This window comes from Emticicia agri (assembly GCF_004168285.1).
Taxonomy (GTDB): Bacteria; Bacteroidota; Bacteroidia; order Cytophagales; family Spirosomataceae; genus Emticicia; species Emticicia agri.
On record NZ_SEWF01000030.1, the window covers coordinates 54,752 to 73,340 of the forward strand.

13 protein-coding genes are annotated in these 18,589 nt (G+C 38.7%); 8 read left to right on the plus strand and 5 right to left on the minus strand.

Features of this window, described 5'->3' with window-relative positions; genetic code table 11:
* Positions 1-158: 158 nt before the first annotated feature.
* From crtID to EWM59_RS18550, 6 genes are all read left to right on the plus strand, one after another.
* On the plus strand, positions 159-1,655 hold the full coding sequence (crtID, locus tag EWM59_RS18525) for a bifunctional phytoene desaturase/3,4-desaturase (protein WP_130022744.1): 1,497 nt from the start codon (positions 159-161) through the stop codon (positions 1,653-1,655).
* A 29-nt stretch (positions 1,656-1,684) separates the two neighbouring features.
* Complete coding sequence (locus tag EWM59_RS18530; protein WP_130022745.1) at positions 1,685-2,521, plus strand: phytoene/squalene synthase family protein; 837 nt, start codon at positions 1,685-1,687, stop codon at positions 2,519-2,521.
* 179 nt (positions 2,522-2,700) lie between these two features.
* Entirely contained in the window at positions 2,701-3,825 is a 1,125-nt protein-coding gene (gene dnaN, locus EWM59_RS18535; protein WP_130022746.1) for a DNA polymerase III subunit beta, read from the plus strand.
* Between the two features lie 87 nt (positions 3,826-3,912).
* Positions 3,913-4,893, plus strand: a complete 981-nt coding sequence (locus EWM59_RS18540; protein WP_262709286.1) for a bile acid:sodium symporter family protein — start codon at positions 3,913-3,915, stop codon at positions 4,891-4,893.
* A 231-nt stretch (positions 4,894-5,124) separates the two neighbouring features.
* Positions 5,125-6,048: a hypothetical protein gene (locus EWM59_RS18545; RefSeq protein WP_130022747.1), complete on the plus strand. Its 924-nt coding sequence runs from the start codon at positions 5,125-5,127 to the stop codon at positions 6,046-6,048.
* Between the two features lie 116 nt (positions 6,049-6,164).
* Entirely contained in the window at positions 6,165-7,076 is a 912-nt protein-coding gene (locus EWM59_RS18550; RefSeq protein WP_130022748.1) for a hypothetical protein, read from the plus strand.
* A 35-nt stretch (positions 7,077-7,111) separates the two neighbouring features.
* Here the strand turns inward: EWM59_RS18550 and EWM59_RS18555 are convergent, their stop codons facing one another.
* Together EWM59_RS18555 and EWM59_RS18560 are read right to left on the minus strand one after the other, a co-directional pair.
* Positions 7,112-10,237, minus strand: coding sequence for a sensor histidine kinase (locus EWM59_RS18555; RefSeq protein WP_130022749.1), 3,126 nt, complete (start codon positions 10,235-10,237; stop codon positions 7,112-7,114).
* Positions 10,238-10,247: 10 nt separating this feature from the next.
* Positions 10,248-11,018, minus strand: coding sequence for a LytR/AlgR family response regulator transcription factor (locus EWM59_RS18560; RefSeq protein WP_130022750.1), 771 nt, complete (start codon positions 11,016-11,018; stop codon positions 10,248-10,250).
* Positions 11,019-11,242: 224 nt separating this feature from the next.
* Here EWM59_RS18560 and EWM59_RS18565 point away from each other — a divergent pair, with 224 nt between their 5' ends.
* Positions 11,243-11,782 (plus strand): Uma2 family endonuclease, encoded by a 540-nt coding sequence (locus tag EWM59_RS18565; protein ID WP_130022751.1) that lies wholly within the window; start codon positions 11,243-11,245, stop codon positions 11,780-11,782.
* A 105-nt stretch (positions 11,783-11,887) separates the two neighbouring features.
* On the opposite strand, the gene EWM59_RS18570 is transcribed toward EWM59_RS18565, so the two are convergent.
* The 3 genes from EWM59_RS18570 to EWM59_RS18580 are packed head-to-tail and all read right to left on the minus strand — an operon-like array spanning position 11,888 to position 15,478.
* The gene (locus EWM59_RS18570) at positions 11,888-12,640 is read right to left on the minus strand and encodes a succinate dehydrogenase/fumarate reductase iron-sulfur subunit (protein ID WP_207220021.1); all 753 of its coding nucleotides are present in this window, start codon (positions 12,638-12,640) and stop codon (positions 11,888-11,890) included.
* Positions 12,641-12,678: 38 nt separating this feature from the next.
* A complete protein-coding gene (locus tag EWM59_RS18575; protein WP_130022753.1) occupies positions 12,679-14,661 on the minus strand; it encodes a fumarate reductase/succinate dehydrogenase flavoprotein subunit in 1,983 nt (660 codons plus the stop codon).
* A 25-nt stretch (positions 14,662-14,686) separates the two neighbouring features.
* The gene (locus EWM59_RS18580; RefSeq protein WP_130022754.1) at positions 14,687-15,478 is read right to left on the minus strand and encodes a succinate dehydrogenase cytochrome b subunit; all 792 of its coding nucleotides are present in this window, start codon (positions 15,476-15,478) and stop codon (positions 14,687-14,689) included.
* A gap of 265 nt (positions 15,479-15,743) precedes the next feature.
* Between EWM59_RS18580 and EWM59_RS18585 the strand changes: the two genes are divergently transcribed.
* A partial coding sequence (locus tag EWM59_RS18585) for a T9SS type B sorting domain-containing protein (protein ID WP_130022755.1) occupies positions 15,744-18,589 on the plus strand: 2,846 nt, incomplete at its 3' end.

Below are 18,589 nucleotides of genomic sequence, written 5' to 3' on the forward strand. Positions count from 1 at the left end.
TAAAAAATTATTCCTATTATTGCTTGTTTATTATACCGAATCGTCAACTATATTGAGATATAAAGAGCCAGTATAAATTTTGTTTAATTTTTTTTAAACAAAATTAAACAAACTATGTTTATACAATTAAAAGATAAAAGAGAGTTTTTTGCCCATATATGAATAAAGCAATTGTAATAGGAGCAGGTTTTGCAGGACTCTCAGCAGCAACCAAGTTAGCAGAGGCTGGCTATGAGGTAACTATTCTTGAAAAAAATTCAATGCCCGGCGGGCGAGCCCGGGTTTTTGAAGAAAAGGGGTTTACATTTGATATGGGTCCCAGCTGGTACTGGATGCCTGATGTTTTTGAGCGATATTTTGCTGAGTTCGGAAAGAAAGTAACAGATTACTATGAATTGGTAAGATTGAATCCTTCTTATAAGGTTATTTTCAGTCCGACTGAAGCCATTGATTTACCCGCAAATCTGGAAGAATTGAAAGTCCTTTTTGAAAGCATAGAAAAAGGAAGCAGTAAGAAATTAGAAGATTTTTTAGAAGAATCGAAATATAAATATGAAGTAGGCATAGGCGAGTTTGTCTGGAAACCAAGTTTATCAATTACTGAGTTTTTCGATTATCGGCTGGTATCAAAAGCATTGAGCTTAGATTTGTTCGCTTCATTTGGCAAGTATATCCGAAAGTTTTTTTCAAACAGAAGATTATTGCAATTAATGGAGTTTCCGATTTTGTTTTTAGGAGCTACTCCTCGCAATACACCGGCTTTGTATAGTTTAATGAACTATGCCGAAATAGCTTTAGGTACCTGGTATCCGATGGGAGGTATGCACGAAATAGTAAAAGCAATGGTACTATTGGCAGAGGAAAAAGGTGTAAATATCAGGCTTAATGAAGCGGTAAAACATATTGTAGTACAAGATTCTATAGCTAATAAGGTAATAACTGACATAGATGAGTATGAGGCAGATATAGTAATTGGCGGAGCAGATTATCACCATATAGAAAGCCGTTTATTGAAGCAGGAACATAGAAATTATAGCGAAAGCTATTGGGAAAATCGTACAATGGCACCTTCATCTTTATTATTTTATGTAGGTGTTAATCGCAAAGTAGATAAATTAATACATCATAATTTGTTTTTCGATGAAGATTTCGATGTGCATGCTGATGAAATCTATACGCATCCACAATGGCCTTCAAAACCACTCTTTTACGTATCGGCACCCTCTAAGACAGATGAGAGTGTAGCGCCACAGGGTGCCGAAAACCTTTTTATACTGATACCTATTGCGCCTGATTTGGCTGATGAAGAAGAAGTAAGAGAAAAGTACTACCAAATGGTAATGGAGCGACTGGAAAAGTATGTGGGACATGGTATCCGAAAACATGTTATCTATAAAAAGAGTTTTGCTGTTAGTGATTTTAAGAATGACTATCATTCGTTTCGTGGAAATGCCTATGGTCTGGCTAACACTCTGATGCAGACAGCATTTCTGAAGCCGGCTCTGAAAAACAAGAAAGTTAAAAACCTGTATTATACAGGCCAGTTGACAGTACCGGGCCCGGGAGTACCACCTTCACTGATTTCAGGATTAGTGGTTGCCAATCAGGTACTCAAAGAATTTGGAAACGTAAAGAAACAAGTAACGATTGCTTAAAAAATGCCCAACCATTAAAATGAAAAAGAATGTTTGAATTGTTTGAAAAAACTACTTTCGGTTGTAGTAAGCTCATAACCAGGAGTTACAGTACCTCTTTTACATTGGGGATACAAACACTTGACCGTAAATTTCATGACCCTATATATGGCATTTATGGCTTTGTGAGATACGCCGACGAAATTGTGGATACTTTTCATGATTTCGATAAAAAAACGCTGCTTGAACGTTATGGAGCAGAAACCTATAAAGCCATAGAAGAAGGTATCAGCCTGAATCCGGTCTTACATTCGTTTCAGAAAGTGGTGAAACAATATAAAATCGAACATGAACTAATAGAGGCATTTCTGGAGAGCATGGAAATGGATTTGGAAAATCGGGTATATGATAGAAATGGCTATGATAAATATATCTTTGGGTCGGCCGAGGTAGTAGGTTTAATGTGTCTGAGGGTTTTTTGTGAAGGAGATGAGAAACTATTTGACCAACTGAAAACTTATGCGCAAAGCCTTGGAGCGGCTTTTCAGAAAGTGAATTTTCTGAGAGATATACAAAGTGATTTTCTGGAAAGAGGTAGAGTCTATTTCCCGAATGTTGATTTTAATGATTTTAGTTTTGATAGTAAAAAACAGATAGAGTCAGATATTCAGAAAGACTTTGATAATGCTTATATCGGTATTCTCGGATTGCCGGGTGGTGCGAGAAAAGGCGTTTACTTAGCTTACTGTTATTACCTGAAACTTTTTGACAGAATAAAAAGAATTTCAGCTACCCGGATACAGCAGGAGCGTATTCGGGTACCAGATGCAGTTAAGCTCGCTTTACTTGCTAAAACGTGGGTACAAAGGGGCTTAAACACCATCTGATTTTAACTTAAATGCGGGGCTTGCTGTTTGAAAAATCAGCAAGCTTTTTGTTGTTTTCTACTTGTAAAACAGGAGATTTTTTGCTATTTTTGCTGACTTATCCTCTGCCAAACCGATTGGCATAAGTTTTGAGGGTAAGTGTTTGATACTCAGATATTTACAAGAAATCTCATATACACATGAAGTTTGTCGTTTCGTCATCCGCCCTACTTAAACATCTTTCTACCATTAACGGTGTGATTGCCAGTAACCCTATCGTTCCTATTCTTGAGAACTTTTTATTCCAATTAAATAAAGGTAACCTAACTGTAACGGCTTCTGATATGCAAACGGTTATGATTACTGAATTTGATGTTGATTCACGTGATAGCGGTTCTTTTGCCGTGCCTGCCCGCTTATTATTAGATACACTTCGTAGCTTGCCTGAACAACCTGTACAGATTAATGTGGATGAAGAAACTTTCGGGACAGAATTAGTAACTGCCAATGGACGTTATAAACTGGCAGGTGAAAATCCGATGGATTTTCCGCGTGTGCCACAAGTGAATCGTAACTTTAGTATTGAAATGGATTCAGATACTTTAGGTTCGGCTATTGCCAATACAATTTTTGCTACCAGTACAGACGATTTGCGCCCGGCCATGACTGGCGTATTTGTTCAGGCGTCAGACGTAGCCACTACTTTTGTAGCTACCGATGGCCACCGTTTGATTCGCTACCGCCGTGAAGATGTAAAATCACCTAATAATACTTCGATGATTTTGCCTCGCAAAGCCCTGAATCTATTGAAATCTTCTTTACCGGGCGAGGTGATGCCTGTAAAAGCAGAATTTAGTAGCTCGAATGCTTTTTTCAGCTTCGGTAATATTAAAATGATTTGTCGCCTGATAGACGAACGTTTCCCTGATTATGAAAACGTTATCCCACAGAATAACCCGAATAAGCTAAAAATCGAGCGCACAGAGTTATTAAGTACCTTGAAACGTATTTCAATCTATTCTAATAAAACTACACATCAGATTCGCCTGAAAATCTCTGCTAATGAATTAGTTATTTCTGCCGAAGATTTGGATTATTCAAATGAAGCGACTGAGAAATTAGCCTGCGAATATGATGGCGATGAGATTGAAATAGGTTTTAACGCTAAGTTTTTGATAGAAATGTTGAATAACCTGAGCGTAAAGAATATCTCTCTTGAAATGTCTCAGCCAAATCGTGCAGGCTTGATTATTCCGGTAGAAAAAACCGATAACGAAGATACCCTGATGCTTGTAATGCCTGTGATGTTAAATACCTACGCTTAAGAGCGTAAATGATAGATGAAAGCCCTATAAATCAGTTCGGTTTATAGGGCTTTTTGTTTACATTGTCAAAACTCAAGTCATATTATTGTGAATAAAATAACAACATTCTTTTCCCGCATTGGCCTCGACTGGTTTTTAGGTGCTATTATTATTATGGTTATATTGGCCTATTATTTCCCCTCTTTCGGGTTGATGCAGGAGCCTGTTTCGTTAGAGGAAATAGCCAATTATGGTGTGTCAGGTATTTTCTTTTTCTATGGCCTGAAACTAAGCACAGATAAACTCAAACAAGGCTTATCTAACTGGAAAATGCACATTGTTATTCAACTCACAACTTTTGTCTTATTTCCACTTATTGCGCTTTTAGTGAAACCTTTATTCGCCGGAGAAGATGAGAATCTTTGGTTGGGCTTATTCTATCTGGCGGCTCTACCCTCTACAGTTTCATCATCGGTAGTGATGGTCTCTATTGCGAATGGAAATGTTCCTGCGGCTATTTTCAATGCCAGTATCTCAAGCCTGATAGGCTTGTTTATGACACCACTATGGGTAGGACTTTTTATCGTAGCAGACACAGGTAATTTTGATGTCTGGAGCATCATCGGCAAACTTTGCCTGCAAGTGCTTTTGCCATTGGCTATAGGCATGTTACTCAATAAGCGTTTAGGCTGGTTTGCCGATAAATACAAAACCGCCTTAAAAACTTTCGACCAGTCTATTATCCTGATAATTATCTATACCTCTTTTTGCAAATCCTTTGCTTTGAATCTCTTTAAAGATTTATCATTTATTGAGCTCATCTTATTAATGGCGGGTTTATTGGGTTTGTTTTTTGTGGTAATATTGATTACCAATAGCATCAGTAAGTTATTAGGCTTTAGCAAGGCTGATAATATAACAGTTATGTTTTGTGGCTCTAAAAAATCATTAGTGCATGGCACAGTTATGTCGAAAGTACTGTTTACCCAAAGCAGTATTGTGGGTATTATTTTACTACCTCTTATGATATACCACGCCCTGCAATTGATTGCGGCCAGTGTAATGGCACAAAGGCTTGCAAAAGAATAGCGTATGTAAAACCCTCTTGAATATGGGTGATATTTCTCCAACTGAGACATCTAATCTACTTTCTGTTTAAACTTCTGCGTTGAACCCAATCGCAACTCGCAATCCACTTTTTTGCTATTCAGGTGGATTTTCCTGCTACTCATTGACTTTGTTTTTATTATTTGCCCACGAGCCTACAATTTTGAGGTGTAAATCATCTAAAAACAACGTAGCGGCGTACCGCCTTATACCATGAAAAAACTACTCATTTTATTGATTGCTACTCTTTTATCAGGCAATGTTTTTGCCCAATCAGGCACCATGCTACCTGATGGCTTTATTGTTCCTAACTTAGCAGAACCTCCGGCTTGTATGGTTGAGGATAAGGGTAAAATGTATTATAATACAGTTACTTCTACCTTAATGGTTTGTAATGGTACACAGTGGCTAATAACCTCTTCGATTTGGGATCCAGGTGCAGTTGCAAATTCGATAAACTATGGAGCCGGTAATGTAGGTATTGGTACTTCAACGCCACAATATAAATTAGACGTAAATGGTACAGCAAGAGTGTCAAATAGTTTTTTTGCCAACTTAGGAATTTCAATTGGTACTACATCTGCCTCTTCCGGGTTGAATATCGGTGATGGTGCCATTGCCATTACAAGCACTGCCGATGCAAAAACCTGGAAATTTGATTATAATGACGATGAAAATATCCTTTCATTAAAGGAAGACGGAGTAGCAAGAATGATTTTCGCGAATGGTGGAAATATTGGTGTTGGTTCGGCCATTCCTACTGCCACATTATCAGTAGATGGAACAGGTAGTTTTTCAGGGAATCTTACAGTTAATGGGGGAAAGGGTATTGTCAGAACTACATCTGCCACCTCCTTAAAAACTCATATCGTTCAAGTAAGTCTTGGGACAACATTTACGGTTCTTGCTAATGGTTGTGCCACATCATCACCACAGAATATAACTTCTGCAGGCTTTACGGCTGCACCTACTATTCAGGTGGGAAATCTGGTTTTAGGCACAGGCGATTTTGGTAAATTAGTTGCCAATGTTCAATCGGTTTCTACTACTTCTTTTATGGTACGCTTTTGCAATAACACAGCAAGTAATGTTACACTAAGTAATTCAGTTTTTAACATCATGTGTGTAGGTCAATAATAACAACCGGATTTTCCTGCACAATATCATAAACGGAACATTCATTTTCAAACTACTTACCTATAGTTTATATAGTAGTTAAAGTAATATTTTGAATCGAAAACCTTCAGCAAATAATGAAAACAACCTTATTACTTCTCATTTTCTTACTTTTCTCAACAAGAATACTTTCTCAATCAAGTATCATTCACCCGGAGGTATTTAAAACAAATACTCCTATAAGCCTGACAGATGTTTGCACGGAATCTGACAATGGTAAAATTTTCCTTAGGCCGGATTTGAATATTTTTTGCTATTGTTATCGCGCAGATGGTTACAAGCAACCCATCGAAAAATGGAAAGCAAATGCTTCCAATACTTATCATTTGGGGAAAGTAGGTATTGGGGTTTTTAATCCAACGCACGATTTAGAAGTTCTGACAGATGCAAGAGTTCAAACATTAATAGTAGAAGGAAATATCGGAATCAACTCAACCACCCCTACAGAAAAACTTGAATTAAAAAATAGAGAAATTATGTTCGTAAATACAGATGCTAAAAGTTGGAGAATACGCAATTCTGACATAAACGATAGATTTGAATTTCAAGAAAATGGGCAATCTAAAATGACTATCAATTATGGAGGAAATATTGGTATCGGTGATTTCCCCAATATGAACAAATTGAAAGTGCAAGGTAATGTTGCTTATGCAAGTGGTTTAGTTATAGAAGAAAAAGGGATATTATCAAATACTAATGCCAGCCAATTAGTGATACGCACTATTAATTCTGCCACTACATCAAGCACTAATTTAGTGGAAAGTAATACATGCATGGTTTTAAATTTTACCATTCCACCCTCTTCTTTTACAAGTGTTCCGGCGGTCTTTCTCGGACAAAACCTTTCAGGTAATCCGTCAGGTGCAAACCTTATTAAAAGCGTTATGAATGTCACTATCAATGGCGGTGTAATCAGGATTTGTAACACTACAGGAGCTGGCGTTACATTTTCCAATCAATCGTTTTCATTAATTGCTATTGGCCAATAACAAGTTTTTACAAAGTCCTGAAAATAAAATAAAACCTAACCCAACAACGGCACTTTTACTATAAATTCAGCTTCCGTTTCAATGGTTTCTAAAGGTTTGGCACTTAAGTATTTATAAAGTTTTTTCAGGCTGTTGAGCCCTTGTTTATTTGATGTTTCTACGAACTTCTTTTTCTGTAGATTATTCTTTACTATCAGTTGTTCGTCTTCAATAAAAACATCAATCACCAAGGGTTTATCTTCCTCAATGGTATTGTGTTTAATGGCATTCTCAAAAAGGTTCTGGAGGGTTACAGGTACAATCCTGTTTAGTAAATATATATCATCAATCCTGAAATTGACCTGTAAACCTTCTTCAAAACGCGATTTCTGAAGATTAACATAGTTTTTTACAAAAGCTAATTCCTGACCAAGACTGACTGTTTCATTGTCTTTATTCTGTAAAATATACCGATAGATTGACGATAGTTTCTGCAGAAAATCGGACGCCACATCAGGTTCTGACAAAATAAAGCCGTTTAGTGAGGTAAGGCTATTAAATAAAAAGTGAGGGTTCAGGTGGTTAATCAGGTTCTGATATTGAATTTCGGTTTTATCTTTTTCCAACTTGGTTGACTGAATCTGTAAATGATGAATTTTCTTGCGTTGATTGGTCCGGTAAAGGAAAAAAGCAATAATTATCAGAATACCGACAAAAAAGCAGAGTACTTTAAACCAGAGAGTTCTGTAAAAAAGCGTTTCAATATGAATCTTTAGTGTCTGAATCGGTAACTCATTCTGATTTATGTCTTTGGCTCTTACCTTAAATAGATAATCACCACCGTCGAGGTGCCCGTAAACAGCCATTTTTTTACCTTCTTTATCAACTACCCAATTCTTATCATAACCCTCTAATTGGTAAGAAATTTCATACATCTTATCGTGTGGAGGAGTCAGGATACCGAAATAAACAGAAAACGAATTTTGCTTAGCGTTAAAATGGATGCGGGAATCAGTTTTATGAATTACAATAGCTGTGTCGGCCGTTGAAATACAGTTGAAATACAACTGGTCTTTGAAAGAAGGCAGTTTCAGGCCTTTAAAATTGAGCAAAACAGCCATTTGCTTATAGGTCGCTACTATCTTTTCATTTTTAAGCGGAATCAACCGGCTTCCCCATACAGAAAACAAATCGTTGGTCTGAAAATTAAAGGTTAATTTCTCTTTAGTCTTTTCATTGAAATACATAATATTATCCAGGAAAGCCATACAGAGATTATCGTTCTCATCGATTGTCAGGCTCTCGATTAAATCCATATCCAAAACCGATTGGAAATCATACGTTTTAGGGTCGAATCTGATTAAATCATAACTGCCTATCCAGAATTTCCCGTTTTTATCTTCTACAAAGCCTGAGTAACCAACTTTTGTAAAATCTATATCTTGTCTGGTTTGGATAACTTCAAAAGCTTGTTTTTCCTTTGAGAATTTTGCCAGTCCACCTGAATGAATGGTAAGCCAGAATTCACTGCTTATGCTATATAAAGAAAAGGTAGGAGCGAGGTGTTTCTTTTCATCTTTCAATTCAGTTCCTTTCCTGAATATAATCGGATACATTTTCCAGTTTTTTGTTTTCAGATGGTAATTGTATGTTTTATCCATTCCTCCCCCCTTTAGAAAAACCCATAGCGAATCGCCCATAATCCTGGTATGAGCAATGGAGTATTTGGTTCCGATTGAAGTATAGGCAGGAATTTTTAATCGCTCAAATTTTTTAGTTTCTTTTCCAAACAGTAAAATTTCATAGAGTTTAACGATTATCAGTTTTTGTTGATAGTCCTGAACGAAAACGGGTAGGTCGCCGCCTTTATCATATTTCGGATTTAGCGGAATCGGATAGATTACAGACTGATTTGTTTCAGGTTGATACTTAATCAGGCGATTATCACTGGTTGCCATCCACCAGGAACTGTCGCTTGGTTCTTCTATCATATTCATGAATCCATTTTTCTCATTGTTTTTGAAAAAAGTATTCGAAAAATCAAAAACATCAAAGATTGCTTTATTCGGATAAAGTGCTGATGTACCATTGATGGTTGAAACACCATTCAGAGTAGCAAACCATATTGTTCCGTTTTTTTCCTGCACTACATCAAAAAACTGATTAGCGGTAATGGAATTGTTATTCCCTTTTTCGTATTTGATTTCAGCAATCTGATTTTTTTTCATGTCAATATAAGCCATCCGGTTATTGAATGAACTCAACCAGAGGTTCTGGTTTACATCAAAAAATAGATTTGCGACCTCAAACAGGAAAGACCAATTGCCTTCAGGTTTGAATCTTTTTACTATTTTGCAGCTTTGTGTATCATACCAGACAATATCTTTGGAAGTGTTATCGGCAAATACGAGTTTGTTTTGATTGAGCGCTAATGCGGAGGGAGATTGTGTTTCAAAAACAGGTATCCGGGCGGGATTATGACCACGATTAAATATTTTCTGACTTGAAAAGTCGAAATAGTTTAAACTGTATTCATTATTACAGATAATCCAGAGCCCTTTTTTATCAGGGTCTTCAATCAACCCATTCTGAATGATTCGGTTAGAACTTATGGTTTTGTGATTGGATTCACTATGACTGAAATTTTGTAGTTGATTGGTCTGTGAATCAAATTTGAATAAGCCGCGGTCACGTATCGAAAACCAGATATCACCTTTAGCATCACAGATAATATTAAAACATACATAATCGGGTTTGTTCAGTTCTTTGATTATGATAAAATGATTCTTTTGCTTATCGAAATAGCAGATTCCTTCGCTTGTTCCTACCCATATTCTTCCCTGTTTATCTTCACACAAGGCGGTCACATTGTTATTGACTAATGAATGCTCATCATTTATCTTATGTTTTAGCGTAATGGTCAATTCAGAATCATAGCGTTTCAGACCGCTTGCCGTACCCAACCATAGGTAGCCGCTGCGGTCTTTCAGCATGCAGTAGATTCTGTTTTCAAGGCTATTATCAGCTATTCTGATTTGGTTGAAAGCAAAAGGGAGCCTTTGAGCAAAAGTTGCAGGGATTGTGTTTATAAAAAGCAGTAAAAAGCCTATGCAAATAAGGATAGATTGGAGTTTTCTATTACTACTACATTTTTCATGAATCATATGAGATACCCGATACATTATACCTTATTTATTTCTCTAACCATTTCTTAAAAAGAGGTGCTTTCTGGCGACTAATGTCAATTTCTGTGGCCTGATGTGGTTCTTTTAATTTTACCATTAGTTTCAGGTTTTCTAAGCCCCATACCTTCTGAATGATGTCGATATTGACAATATATTGCCGGTTAACCCTGTAAAAAACATCGGGGTCGAGCGTTGCTTCAATTTCTTCCATGGTATCATCGAGGCTGAACTTTTCATTGGTCTTTGTAACAATATGCACCACCATCTCGTAGTTGAAATAGGCAATGTCTTTGGTTTTTACCAATATCCAGGCATTCCGGTGGTTACACAGAAAATGCTCTTTATATAGAGGTTTTGACACGGTACCCGTTTGCAGCATTTCCATCAGTTTATTCAAATCAAGTGGATTTTTTGTTTGCTTTTGATTGATGCTCTTGGCCTTTTCAATGGCATGTTGCAAATCAGTAAGCTCAACGGGTTTCAGCAGATAGTCAATGCCATTGACTTTAAAAGCACGAATGGCAAATTCGTTATACGAAGTAATGAAAATAATAGGGCAGCTGAGTTTGAATTTCTCGAAAATCTCAAAACTTACCCCATCGGCCAATTGAATATCTGCAAAAACCACATCAGGTTCGGCATTTGCTGTAAACCAATTAACAGCAGTTTTGACACTCTGCAATATGTCTAAAATTTTCACCTCCGGATTTGTCTTCGCAATTTTTATACACAACTCTCGTGCGACAATCTTTTCATCTTCAATTAGGATGGCATTCATTTCGGTAGACTGGTTTTTATAACAAATTATTAAAAACTAAATGAACTGCAAAACTTTGAGAAGTGAATAGCGAAAATCTGCGAGTGAATGGTATAAAAGTGGCGAGTGAGTTGTTTTTGCTTGAGGGCTGAGGTTTGTAGAAGATTGAGACTTATGAAAAGATAATTACTAAAATAGGATTATCAGGTAGTTTTTTTTATATTTGGTTAGTAAAAAGTAAAGCTATGACAAGAGCTACAGAATCAACTAATTTGCCTCGTACGCTTGCTGAGTTTATGGACTGGGAAAGTAATGATGGCTTTAAGTACGAATGGAATGACGGAGAGTTAATTAGATTTTCGGGAATGAAAAAGAAACATTTGAAACTAATTAAAAAATTAAACAGGCTTTTCTTAACTACGCAAGCCCATCAGAATGGTGGTGAATTAATTTGTGAGCAGGATGTAATGTTAACCGGCATACAACTAAGAAGGCCTGATATGGGATATTTTAGCAATGAACAAATTGACAGTGAAGAAGAAGCCATACCAACGTTTTGCATAGAAGTTATTTCCATGCACGACCAGATAAATGACGTAAAGAAAAAAATAAAAGAATACTTTGAGCATGGCGTACAGGTAGTATGGCTTATTCTTCCTGATGAAGCAATGGTAGAGGTTTACACCTCAGTAAAAGATGTAAAAATCTGTATGGGCGAAGATTTTTGCTCTGCCTCTCCGGTTTTGGAAGATTTCAAAATACAAGTAAACGATTTGCTTCAATAATAGCTTTGGGATAAAAAAAACGCCTGTCATTCCAAAAATGACAGGCGTTCGCATATATATTATTGACGAATCTGTGCTTTAACTCCCCTTTAGGGGGGGGGCGTCTTATCCCACGGTCGAAGCAATACTCGAACCTAAATATTCACGATTCAAACGAGCAATATTCTCCAAAGAAATTTCTTTAGGACATTCAATGGCACAAGCCCCTGTATTGGTACAGTTACCAAATCCTTCTGCATCCATTTGTGCAACCATTTTAATGGCTCTTTCTTCACGCTCCGGTTGGCCTTGTGGGAGAAGGGCTAACTGAGAAACTTTTGCTGAAACGAAAAGCATCGCCGAAGCATTTTTACAAGCGGCTACACAAGCGCCACAACCGATACAAGCCGCTGCTGCAAATGCTTTATCAGCCTCCTCTTTCGGAATTGGAAGAGCATTACCATCTTGTGCGTTACCTGTATTGACAGAAATGTATCCACCTGATGCAATGATGCGATCGAACGCACTTCTATCTACTACAAGGTCTTTAATAACCGGAAATGCCGTTGCTCTCCACGGTTCAACCACAATGGTATCTCCGTCTTTAAAGCTACGCATATGTAACTGACAGGTAGTAACTGCTTCTAAAGGACCATGAGGACGACCATTAATATACATAGAACACATACCACAGATACCTTCACGACAATCATGATCAAAGGCAATAGGTTCTTTCCCATCAGAAACCAGGCGTTCGTTCAACACGTCAAACATTTCAAGAAAAGACATATCTTCTGATATACCATTTACCTGGTAGGTTTCAAGGCTACCATTTACTTTTGCATTTTTTTGTCTCCACACTTTTAGTGTGAGGTTCATATTACCTTCTGACATAAAATAAATATTTTTATAATCTCTTATTTATAACTACGTTGCGCAATTTTGATATTTTCGTACACCAAAGGCTCTTTGTTCAAAGACCATTTGCTGTCGCCTTCATATTCCCATGCGGCTACATACATATAGTTTTCATCATCACGCATTGCCTCACCTTCTTCGGTTTGGTATTCTTCACGGAAGTGTCCACCACAAGATTCGTTTCTGTTCAGCGCATCTATACACATGAGTTCTCCTAATTCAATAAAGTCAGCTACACGTCCGGCTTTATCTAATTCAGGGTTAAACTCATCGGCATCTCCCATAACACGCACATCAGACCAGAATTCTTTTTTCAAAGCACGAATCTCTTCAATCGCTTCTTTTAATCCTTTTTCGTTACGTGCCATCCCACATTTGTCCCACATAATTTTGCCGAGACGTTTATGGAATGATTCAGGAGACTGTTTGCCCTTGATAGTTAAAAATTTATTGATACGCTCTTTTACCGAATTTTCTGCTTCAACAAAGGCAGGATGGTCAGTAGGGATCGCTTTCGTACGGATTTCACCTGATAGATAAGAGCCGATAGTATAAGGAATCACGAAATATCCATCTGCCAGCCCTTGCATCAGCGCCGATGCACCGAGGCGGTTAGCGCCGTGATCTGAGAAATTGGCTTCACCTAAAGCATACAAGCCTGGTACGCTTGTCATCAGGTTATAATCTACCCAAAGACCGCCCATTGTATAGTGAACTGCCGGATAAATACGCATAGGTACTTCATACGGGTCTTCGCCTGTAATCTGTTTATACATATCAAACAGGTTACCATACTTTTCTTTTACTACGGCTTTACCCATCACAATTATCTCCTCTCTCGACGGATTATGTATCCCTTTCTTATTGGCTTCGATTTTGCCATAACGCTCAATAGCCGAGGCATAGTCAAGGTAAACAGCCATTTTAGATGTACCTACGCCATAACCTGCATCGCAACGCTCTTTAGCTGCACGTGAAGCAATATCACGAGGTACAAGGTTACCAAAGGCCGGATAACGACGCTCTAAGTAATAATCTCTTTCTTCTTCGGGTATATCGTTGGCAGCACGTTTATCATCTTTTTGTTTAGGAACCCAGATACGACCATCATTACGCAATGACTCAGACATCAGCGTCAGTTTAGACTGGTGGTCGCCCGATACCGGAATACAGGTCGGGTGAATCTGGGTAAAGCAAGGGTTTCCGAAATAGGCACCTTGTTTATGTGCTTTCCATGCGGCTGTTACGTTGCTACCCATCGCATTGGTTGATAGATAGAATACGTTACCATAGCCACCTGTACACAACAATACTGCGTGTCCGAAATGACGTTCTAATTCTCCGGTTATCAGGTTACGGGCAATGATACCACGTGCTTTGCCATCAATCACCACTACTTCCAACATCTCATGGCGGCTATACATGGTTACAGTACCAATACCTATCTGACGCTCTAAACCTGAATACGCTCCTAATAATAATTGCTGACCGGTTTGTCCGGCAGCATAAAAAGTACGTTGTACCTGTGTACCACCAAATGAGCGGTTAGATAATAATCCACCGTACTCACGAGCAAAAGGAACCCCCTGTGCCACACATTGGTCGATGATATTACCAGATACCTCAGCTAAACGATGCACGTTTGCTTCTCTTGCACGATAATCACCCCCTTTAATAGTATCATAAAACAGACGATAAACCGAGTCTCCGTCATTCTGATAGTTCTTGGCTGCATTAATACCTCCCTGTGCCGCAATAGAGTGCGCCCGGCGAGGTGAATCCTGAAAACAAAAAGCTTTAACTTTATAACCCATTTCAGCTAAAGTAGCTGCGGCTGCAGCACCTGCTAATCCGGTACCTACTACTATTATTTCTATACTGCGTTTATTGGCAGGATTCACCAATGGTACAGTAGAACGATATTTTGTCCATTTCTCCGATATTGAACCTTCGGGAATTTTGGCATCTATTTTTTTGGACATATCTATATATCTGTTAGTCTGAGAATCAATTACCCATTAAATGTTTTACATAAAAGAAGATTGGCATTGCCGCAAAACCGATAGGAATCAGAATGGCAAAAATCCAGGTACTGATACCCCTGACAAGCGGAGTATATTTAGGATGGTTCCAGCCTAAAGTCTGGAAGGCACTCTGGAAACCATGATATAAATGGAATCCTAAAGCAAACATACCCAAAATGTAAATTAAAACGAACACAGGATTCTGAAATACTCTTGAGACCTCTTTGTATAAGTCTTTTACAATGATTAAACGTGTTCCTGTTTCAAAATCGCTTATCTCAATCTTTTTTACATCTTGCGTATAATTAGCCGGCATTTCTGTAGCCAACTTTACGCCAGTTTGTACATTTTCGGTATATCGTACATAAGGTAGGGGTTCGTTATGATATTTATACCAAAAATCGCCCATGTGTACAACAATGTAAACCAAAAGAACAGTTCCTAAAATGGCCATATTTCGGCTTGACCACGAAGAAGAGTTTCTGACAACGGCGTATCTTACCGAACGGGCTTTGCGGTTTTGGTATTCGAGATATAAACCCCAGAAAGCATGAAACAGAATGAAAAAATAATTGAAATAAGAAATAACCTTGATGAGAGGAAACGATGTCATAAAAACCGCATACGTATTGAACGCATATCCGCCGTCTTTATAAAAAAGTTGTAAATTACCCGAAAGGTGTACTACAAGAAAAGTACAAAGAAAAAGTCCTGTTAGTGACATCAGAACTTTTTTTCCTATGGAGCTTGATAGTGTTTTTGTAAGCCAAGACATACTTTATTCCAGTTTGAAAACTAAAAATTTGACTATTTTAGTTATAGAGAAAAATACTTAGAAAAGTACAATTACTTTTGCGCGTCAAAAGTAAGCCACAAACTATTTAGAATCAATAAAAATAATGCCCTTTTTTATTAAATAATTGTATATAGAAAATAGAGAAGGTTTTATTTTATGAAATGTTTCAAAATACTAACAAATCCTATACAACGAATCAATTTTTTTTTCGTTTATATTTACAGACAATCCTAATCAAGAGCTTATGAAAGCGTTGAAGTTTACTTTATTTTGTGTTATTATCATTATTTTAGCTGCTACAAGGACTCAGGCCACCCACTTACGTGCAGGTGAGATAACTGCTAAAAGAATTTCGTCAACTACACTTACTTATCGTGTTACATTAACTACTTATACCGACCAGATTAATGGTGTGCAAGCCAATGAGGGAGCCAATTTTGTGAAATTTTCATTTGGTGTTACAGGTGTACCTTTGTATGACGTAAAACGTAAAAAGAAGTTTCTGATTAACTCAGGCACTATGTGCAACGTTTATGATACTACTTTTACTTTTCCGGCACAGGGCAGATATACCATTACCTGTGGTATCTCAAACAGAAATGCCAATACTGTTAACCTGCAAGGCCCGACTGACCAGATTAGTTTCTTTGTTGAAACCACCATTGTGGTAAACGGCGCCTTAGGTTTGAATAATACCCCTGTTTTGTTGAATATCCCGGTCGATACAGCCGGAGTAGGCAAAAAATTTATTCATAATCCGGGCGCATTTGATGCTGATGGAGATAGCTTGTCGTACCGTCTGACAGCGCCTAAACGAGATTTTGGTGATGGCACAGGGGTAGGTGGTTTTGCGGCGGGTTATAAAGACCCGGCAACGTTAGGAGATGCAAGAGTATCGGAAGATGGGCAGAGTCCGTCTTCTTTCAGGATAGATGCTATTACGGGTGATTTAATATGGGATGCCCCGGGCAGATTATCTGTCAACCAGTATCAGGTCAATGTAGCCTTTATAGTGGAAGAATGGCGAAAGGGTATCAATGGTACATATACGAAAATCGGGGAGATAACCAGAGATATGCAGATTATTGTGGTAGAAACGCCCAATAAACGACCTTTATTAACTACACCATCGCCCATTTGCGTAGAAGCAGGTCAGCGAATAGAGTTTTCGATAACAGCCCGTGACCCTGATAATCATAAAATCAGAATTTCGACTAATAGTGGTGTATATAACCGTGATGCAGAGGGTTTTGTGGATTTTGTTTTTCCCAAGGAGGCAAATTTTACACCTTTAAATACTACTCAGAATAGCCCTGCCTCGGGTACATTTACCTGGGAAACCAACTGTAAACATGTCAGAGAACAACCTTACGATGTTTTGTTTAAGGTAGAAGACTTTCCCGGACGAACGGCAGTGCAGTTAACAGATATTAAAACAGTCAGAATACGAGTCATTCCTCCCCGTCCTAAGGCCTTGACTGCTCGGAACACAGAACGAGGGATTGAACTTCGGTGGCAACAATACCCCGACTGCAACATTCCTGAAGAAGATGCCGAAATCGTCATCTATCGCAAAGAAGGCTGCTCCAACTTCATTCCTGCCAACTGTCAGATAGGTTTGCCTGCCTCCTTTGGCTTTGTGGAAGTAGCCAGAGTATCAGCCAAAGACACCTTCTATTTAGATACCAAAGCCCAGAGTGGCGTCATTTACAGTTACAGCATCGTAGCCAATCTGGCTACCTCAGATTTTGTGTCTATTCCAAGTGTGCCTTCCAACGAAGCCTGTATTGGCAGTGAGATACCTCAGAAAGCCCCTGTGATAACCAATGTAAGTGTAGATGTAACCAGCACAGCCACCGGACAGATAACCGTGAAATGGACTAAACCACTAAACTTTGACGCCAACGAAACCAAAGGACCTTATGCCTATAAGTTGTACAGAGCCACAGGCATTAGTGGAGGAGTGTTTCAACTCATTGCTACCATTCCCAGCAAAGTCATCGACAACGCAGCCGATACGATATTTGTAGACAAAAGCCTGAATACCTCCGCCAATGGGTACACCTACAAAGTAGCCTTTATTTATGAGACCGAGAAAGTTTTAGCCGAGAGTCAGGTAGCCAGCAGTGTGCGTTTGTCAGCAGCCTCAGATGCCCAACGAGTACGGTTAAACTGGCAGGCCAATGTACCCTGGAGCAATGACAACCGCAGGCACTTGGTTTATAGAGAAGACAAGGCAAGACCTGGGGTATTTCATATCATAGCCGAGGTATCAGTACAGGCAGTGAACACCTATACCTATTTAGATGATGGGATAGACCGCTATGCAGCCGATGGGGTGAATACCATAGAGATGCAGGTGGACACCAATTATTGTTACAAGGTAGAGACCTTTGGCGCCTATGGCAGATTACCCCAGTTCGGGACATTGCGTAATTTTTCACAGGTGATGTGTTCGAGTCCGATAGACAACACCCCCCCCTGTCCACCGGAATTGAGCATTGATGATTTGAATTGTGAGAATCTTGACCGGGAGGCCATTTGTGAGACCAACACATTGAGTAATAAATTAAGCTGGAAGACCCCGGCGAGTTCAGGAGGCTTGTTGTGTCGGAGTGATATTATCAGATACAATATTTACTTTGCCCGATACAAGGAAGACACCCCGAAGTTATTGGCAGCCATAGACAAGCCGGTACCACCGGAGACTTCATTCACCCACACCCGATCGGTACAAGATGGGTTTGCCGGTTGTTACTACATCACAGCGGTGAATAGTCTGAACATTGAGAGCAGTGCGAGTGCGACGATTTGTAAAGACAACTGTGCGACGGTGTTGTTACCGAATGTATTCACACCCAATGGAGATGGGAAGAATGATACCTTTACACCGATGACATGTTCAGCTTTTATCCAGAACATAGATATAGAGATATACAATAGATATGGGTTGAAGGTGTATCAGAGTGGGAGTAGTAATATTTTGAGTTGGGATGGACGGAGTAGCAGTGGGGTTGAGTTACCCTCGGGGACGTATTATTACTTGGCGAAGGTATCGTTGCAACGCTTGGACAGGAAGGATGAGACTCC

Coding starts and splice junctions, on each gene's coding strand:
- EWM59_RS18570 (WP_207220021.1), bottom strand. CDS start 12,640: ATGAACCTCACACTAAAAGTGTGGAGACAAAAAAATGCAAAAGTAAAT.
- dnaN (WP_130022746.1), top strand. CDS start 2,701: ATGAAGTTTGTCGTTTCGTCATCCGCCCTACTTAAACATCTTTCTACC.
- EWM59_RS18560 (WP_130022750.1), bottom strand. CDS start 11,018: ATGAATGCCATCCTAATTGAAGATGAAAAGATTGTCGCACGAGAGTTG.
- EWM59_RS18550 (WP_130022748.1), top strand. CDS start 6,165: ATGAAAACAACCTTATTACTTCTCATTTTCTTACTTTTCTCAACAAGA.
- EWM59_RS18580 (WP_130022754.1), bottom strand. CDS start 15,478: ATGTCTTGGCTTACAAAAACACTATCAAGCTCCATAGGAAAAAAAGTT.
- EWM59_RS18565 (WP_130022751.1), top strand. CDS start 11,243: ATGACAAGAGCTACAGAATCAACTAATTTGCCTCGTACGCTTGCTGAG.
- EWM59_RS18530 (WP_130022745.1), top strand. CDS start 1,685: ATGTTTGAATTGTTTGAAAAAACTACTTTCGGTTGTAGTAAGCTCATA.
- EWM59_RS18545 (WP_130022747.1), top strand. CDS start 5,125: ATGAAAAAACTACTCATTTTATTGATTGCTACTCTTTTATCAGGCAAT.
- EWM59_RS18555 (WP_130022749.1), bottom strand. CDS start 10,237: ATGTATCGGGTATCTCATATGATTCATGAAAAATGTAGTAGTAATAGA.
- crtID (WP_130022744.1), top strand. CDS start 159: ATGAATAAAGCAATTGTAATAGGAGCAGGTTTTGCAGGACTCTCAGCA.
- EWM59_RS18575 (WP_130022753.1), bottom strand. CDS start 14,661: ATGTCCAAAAAAATAGATGCCAAAATTCCCGAAGGTTCAATATCGGAG.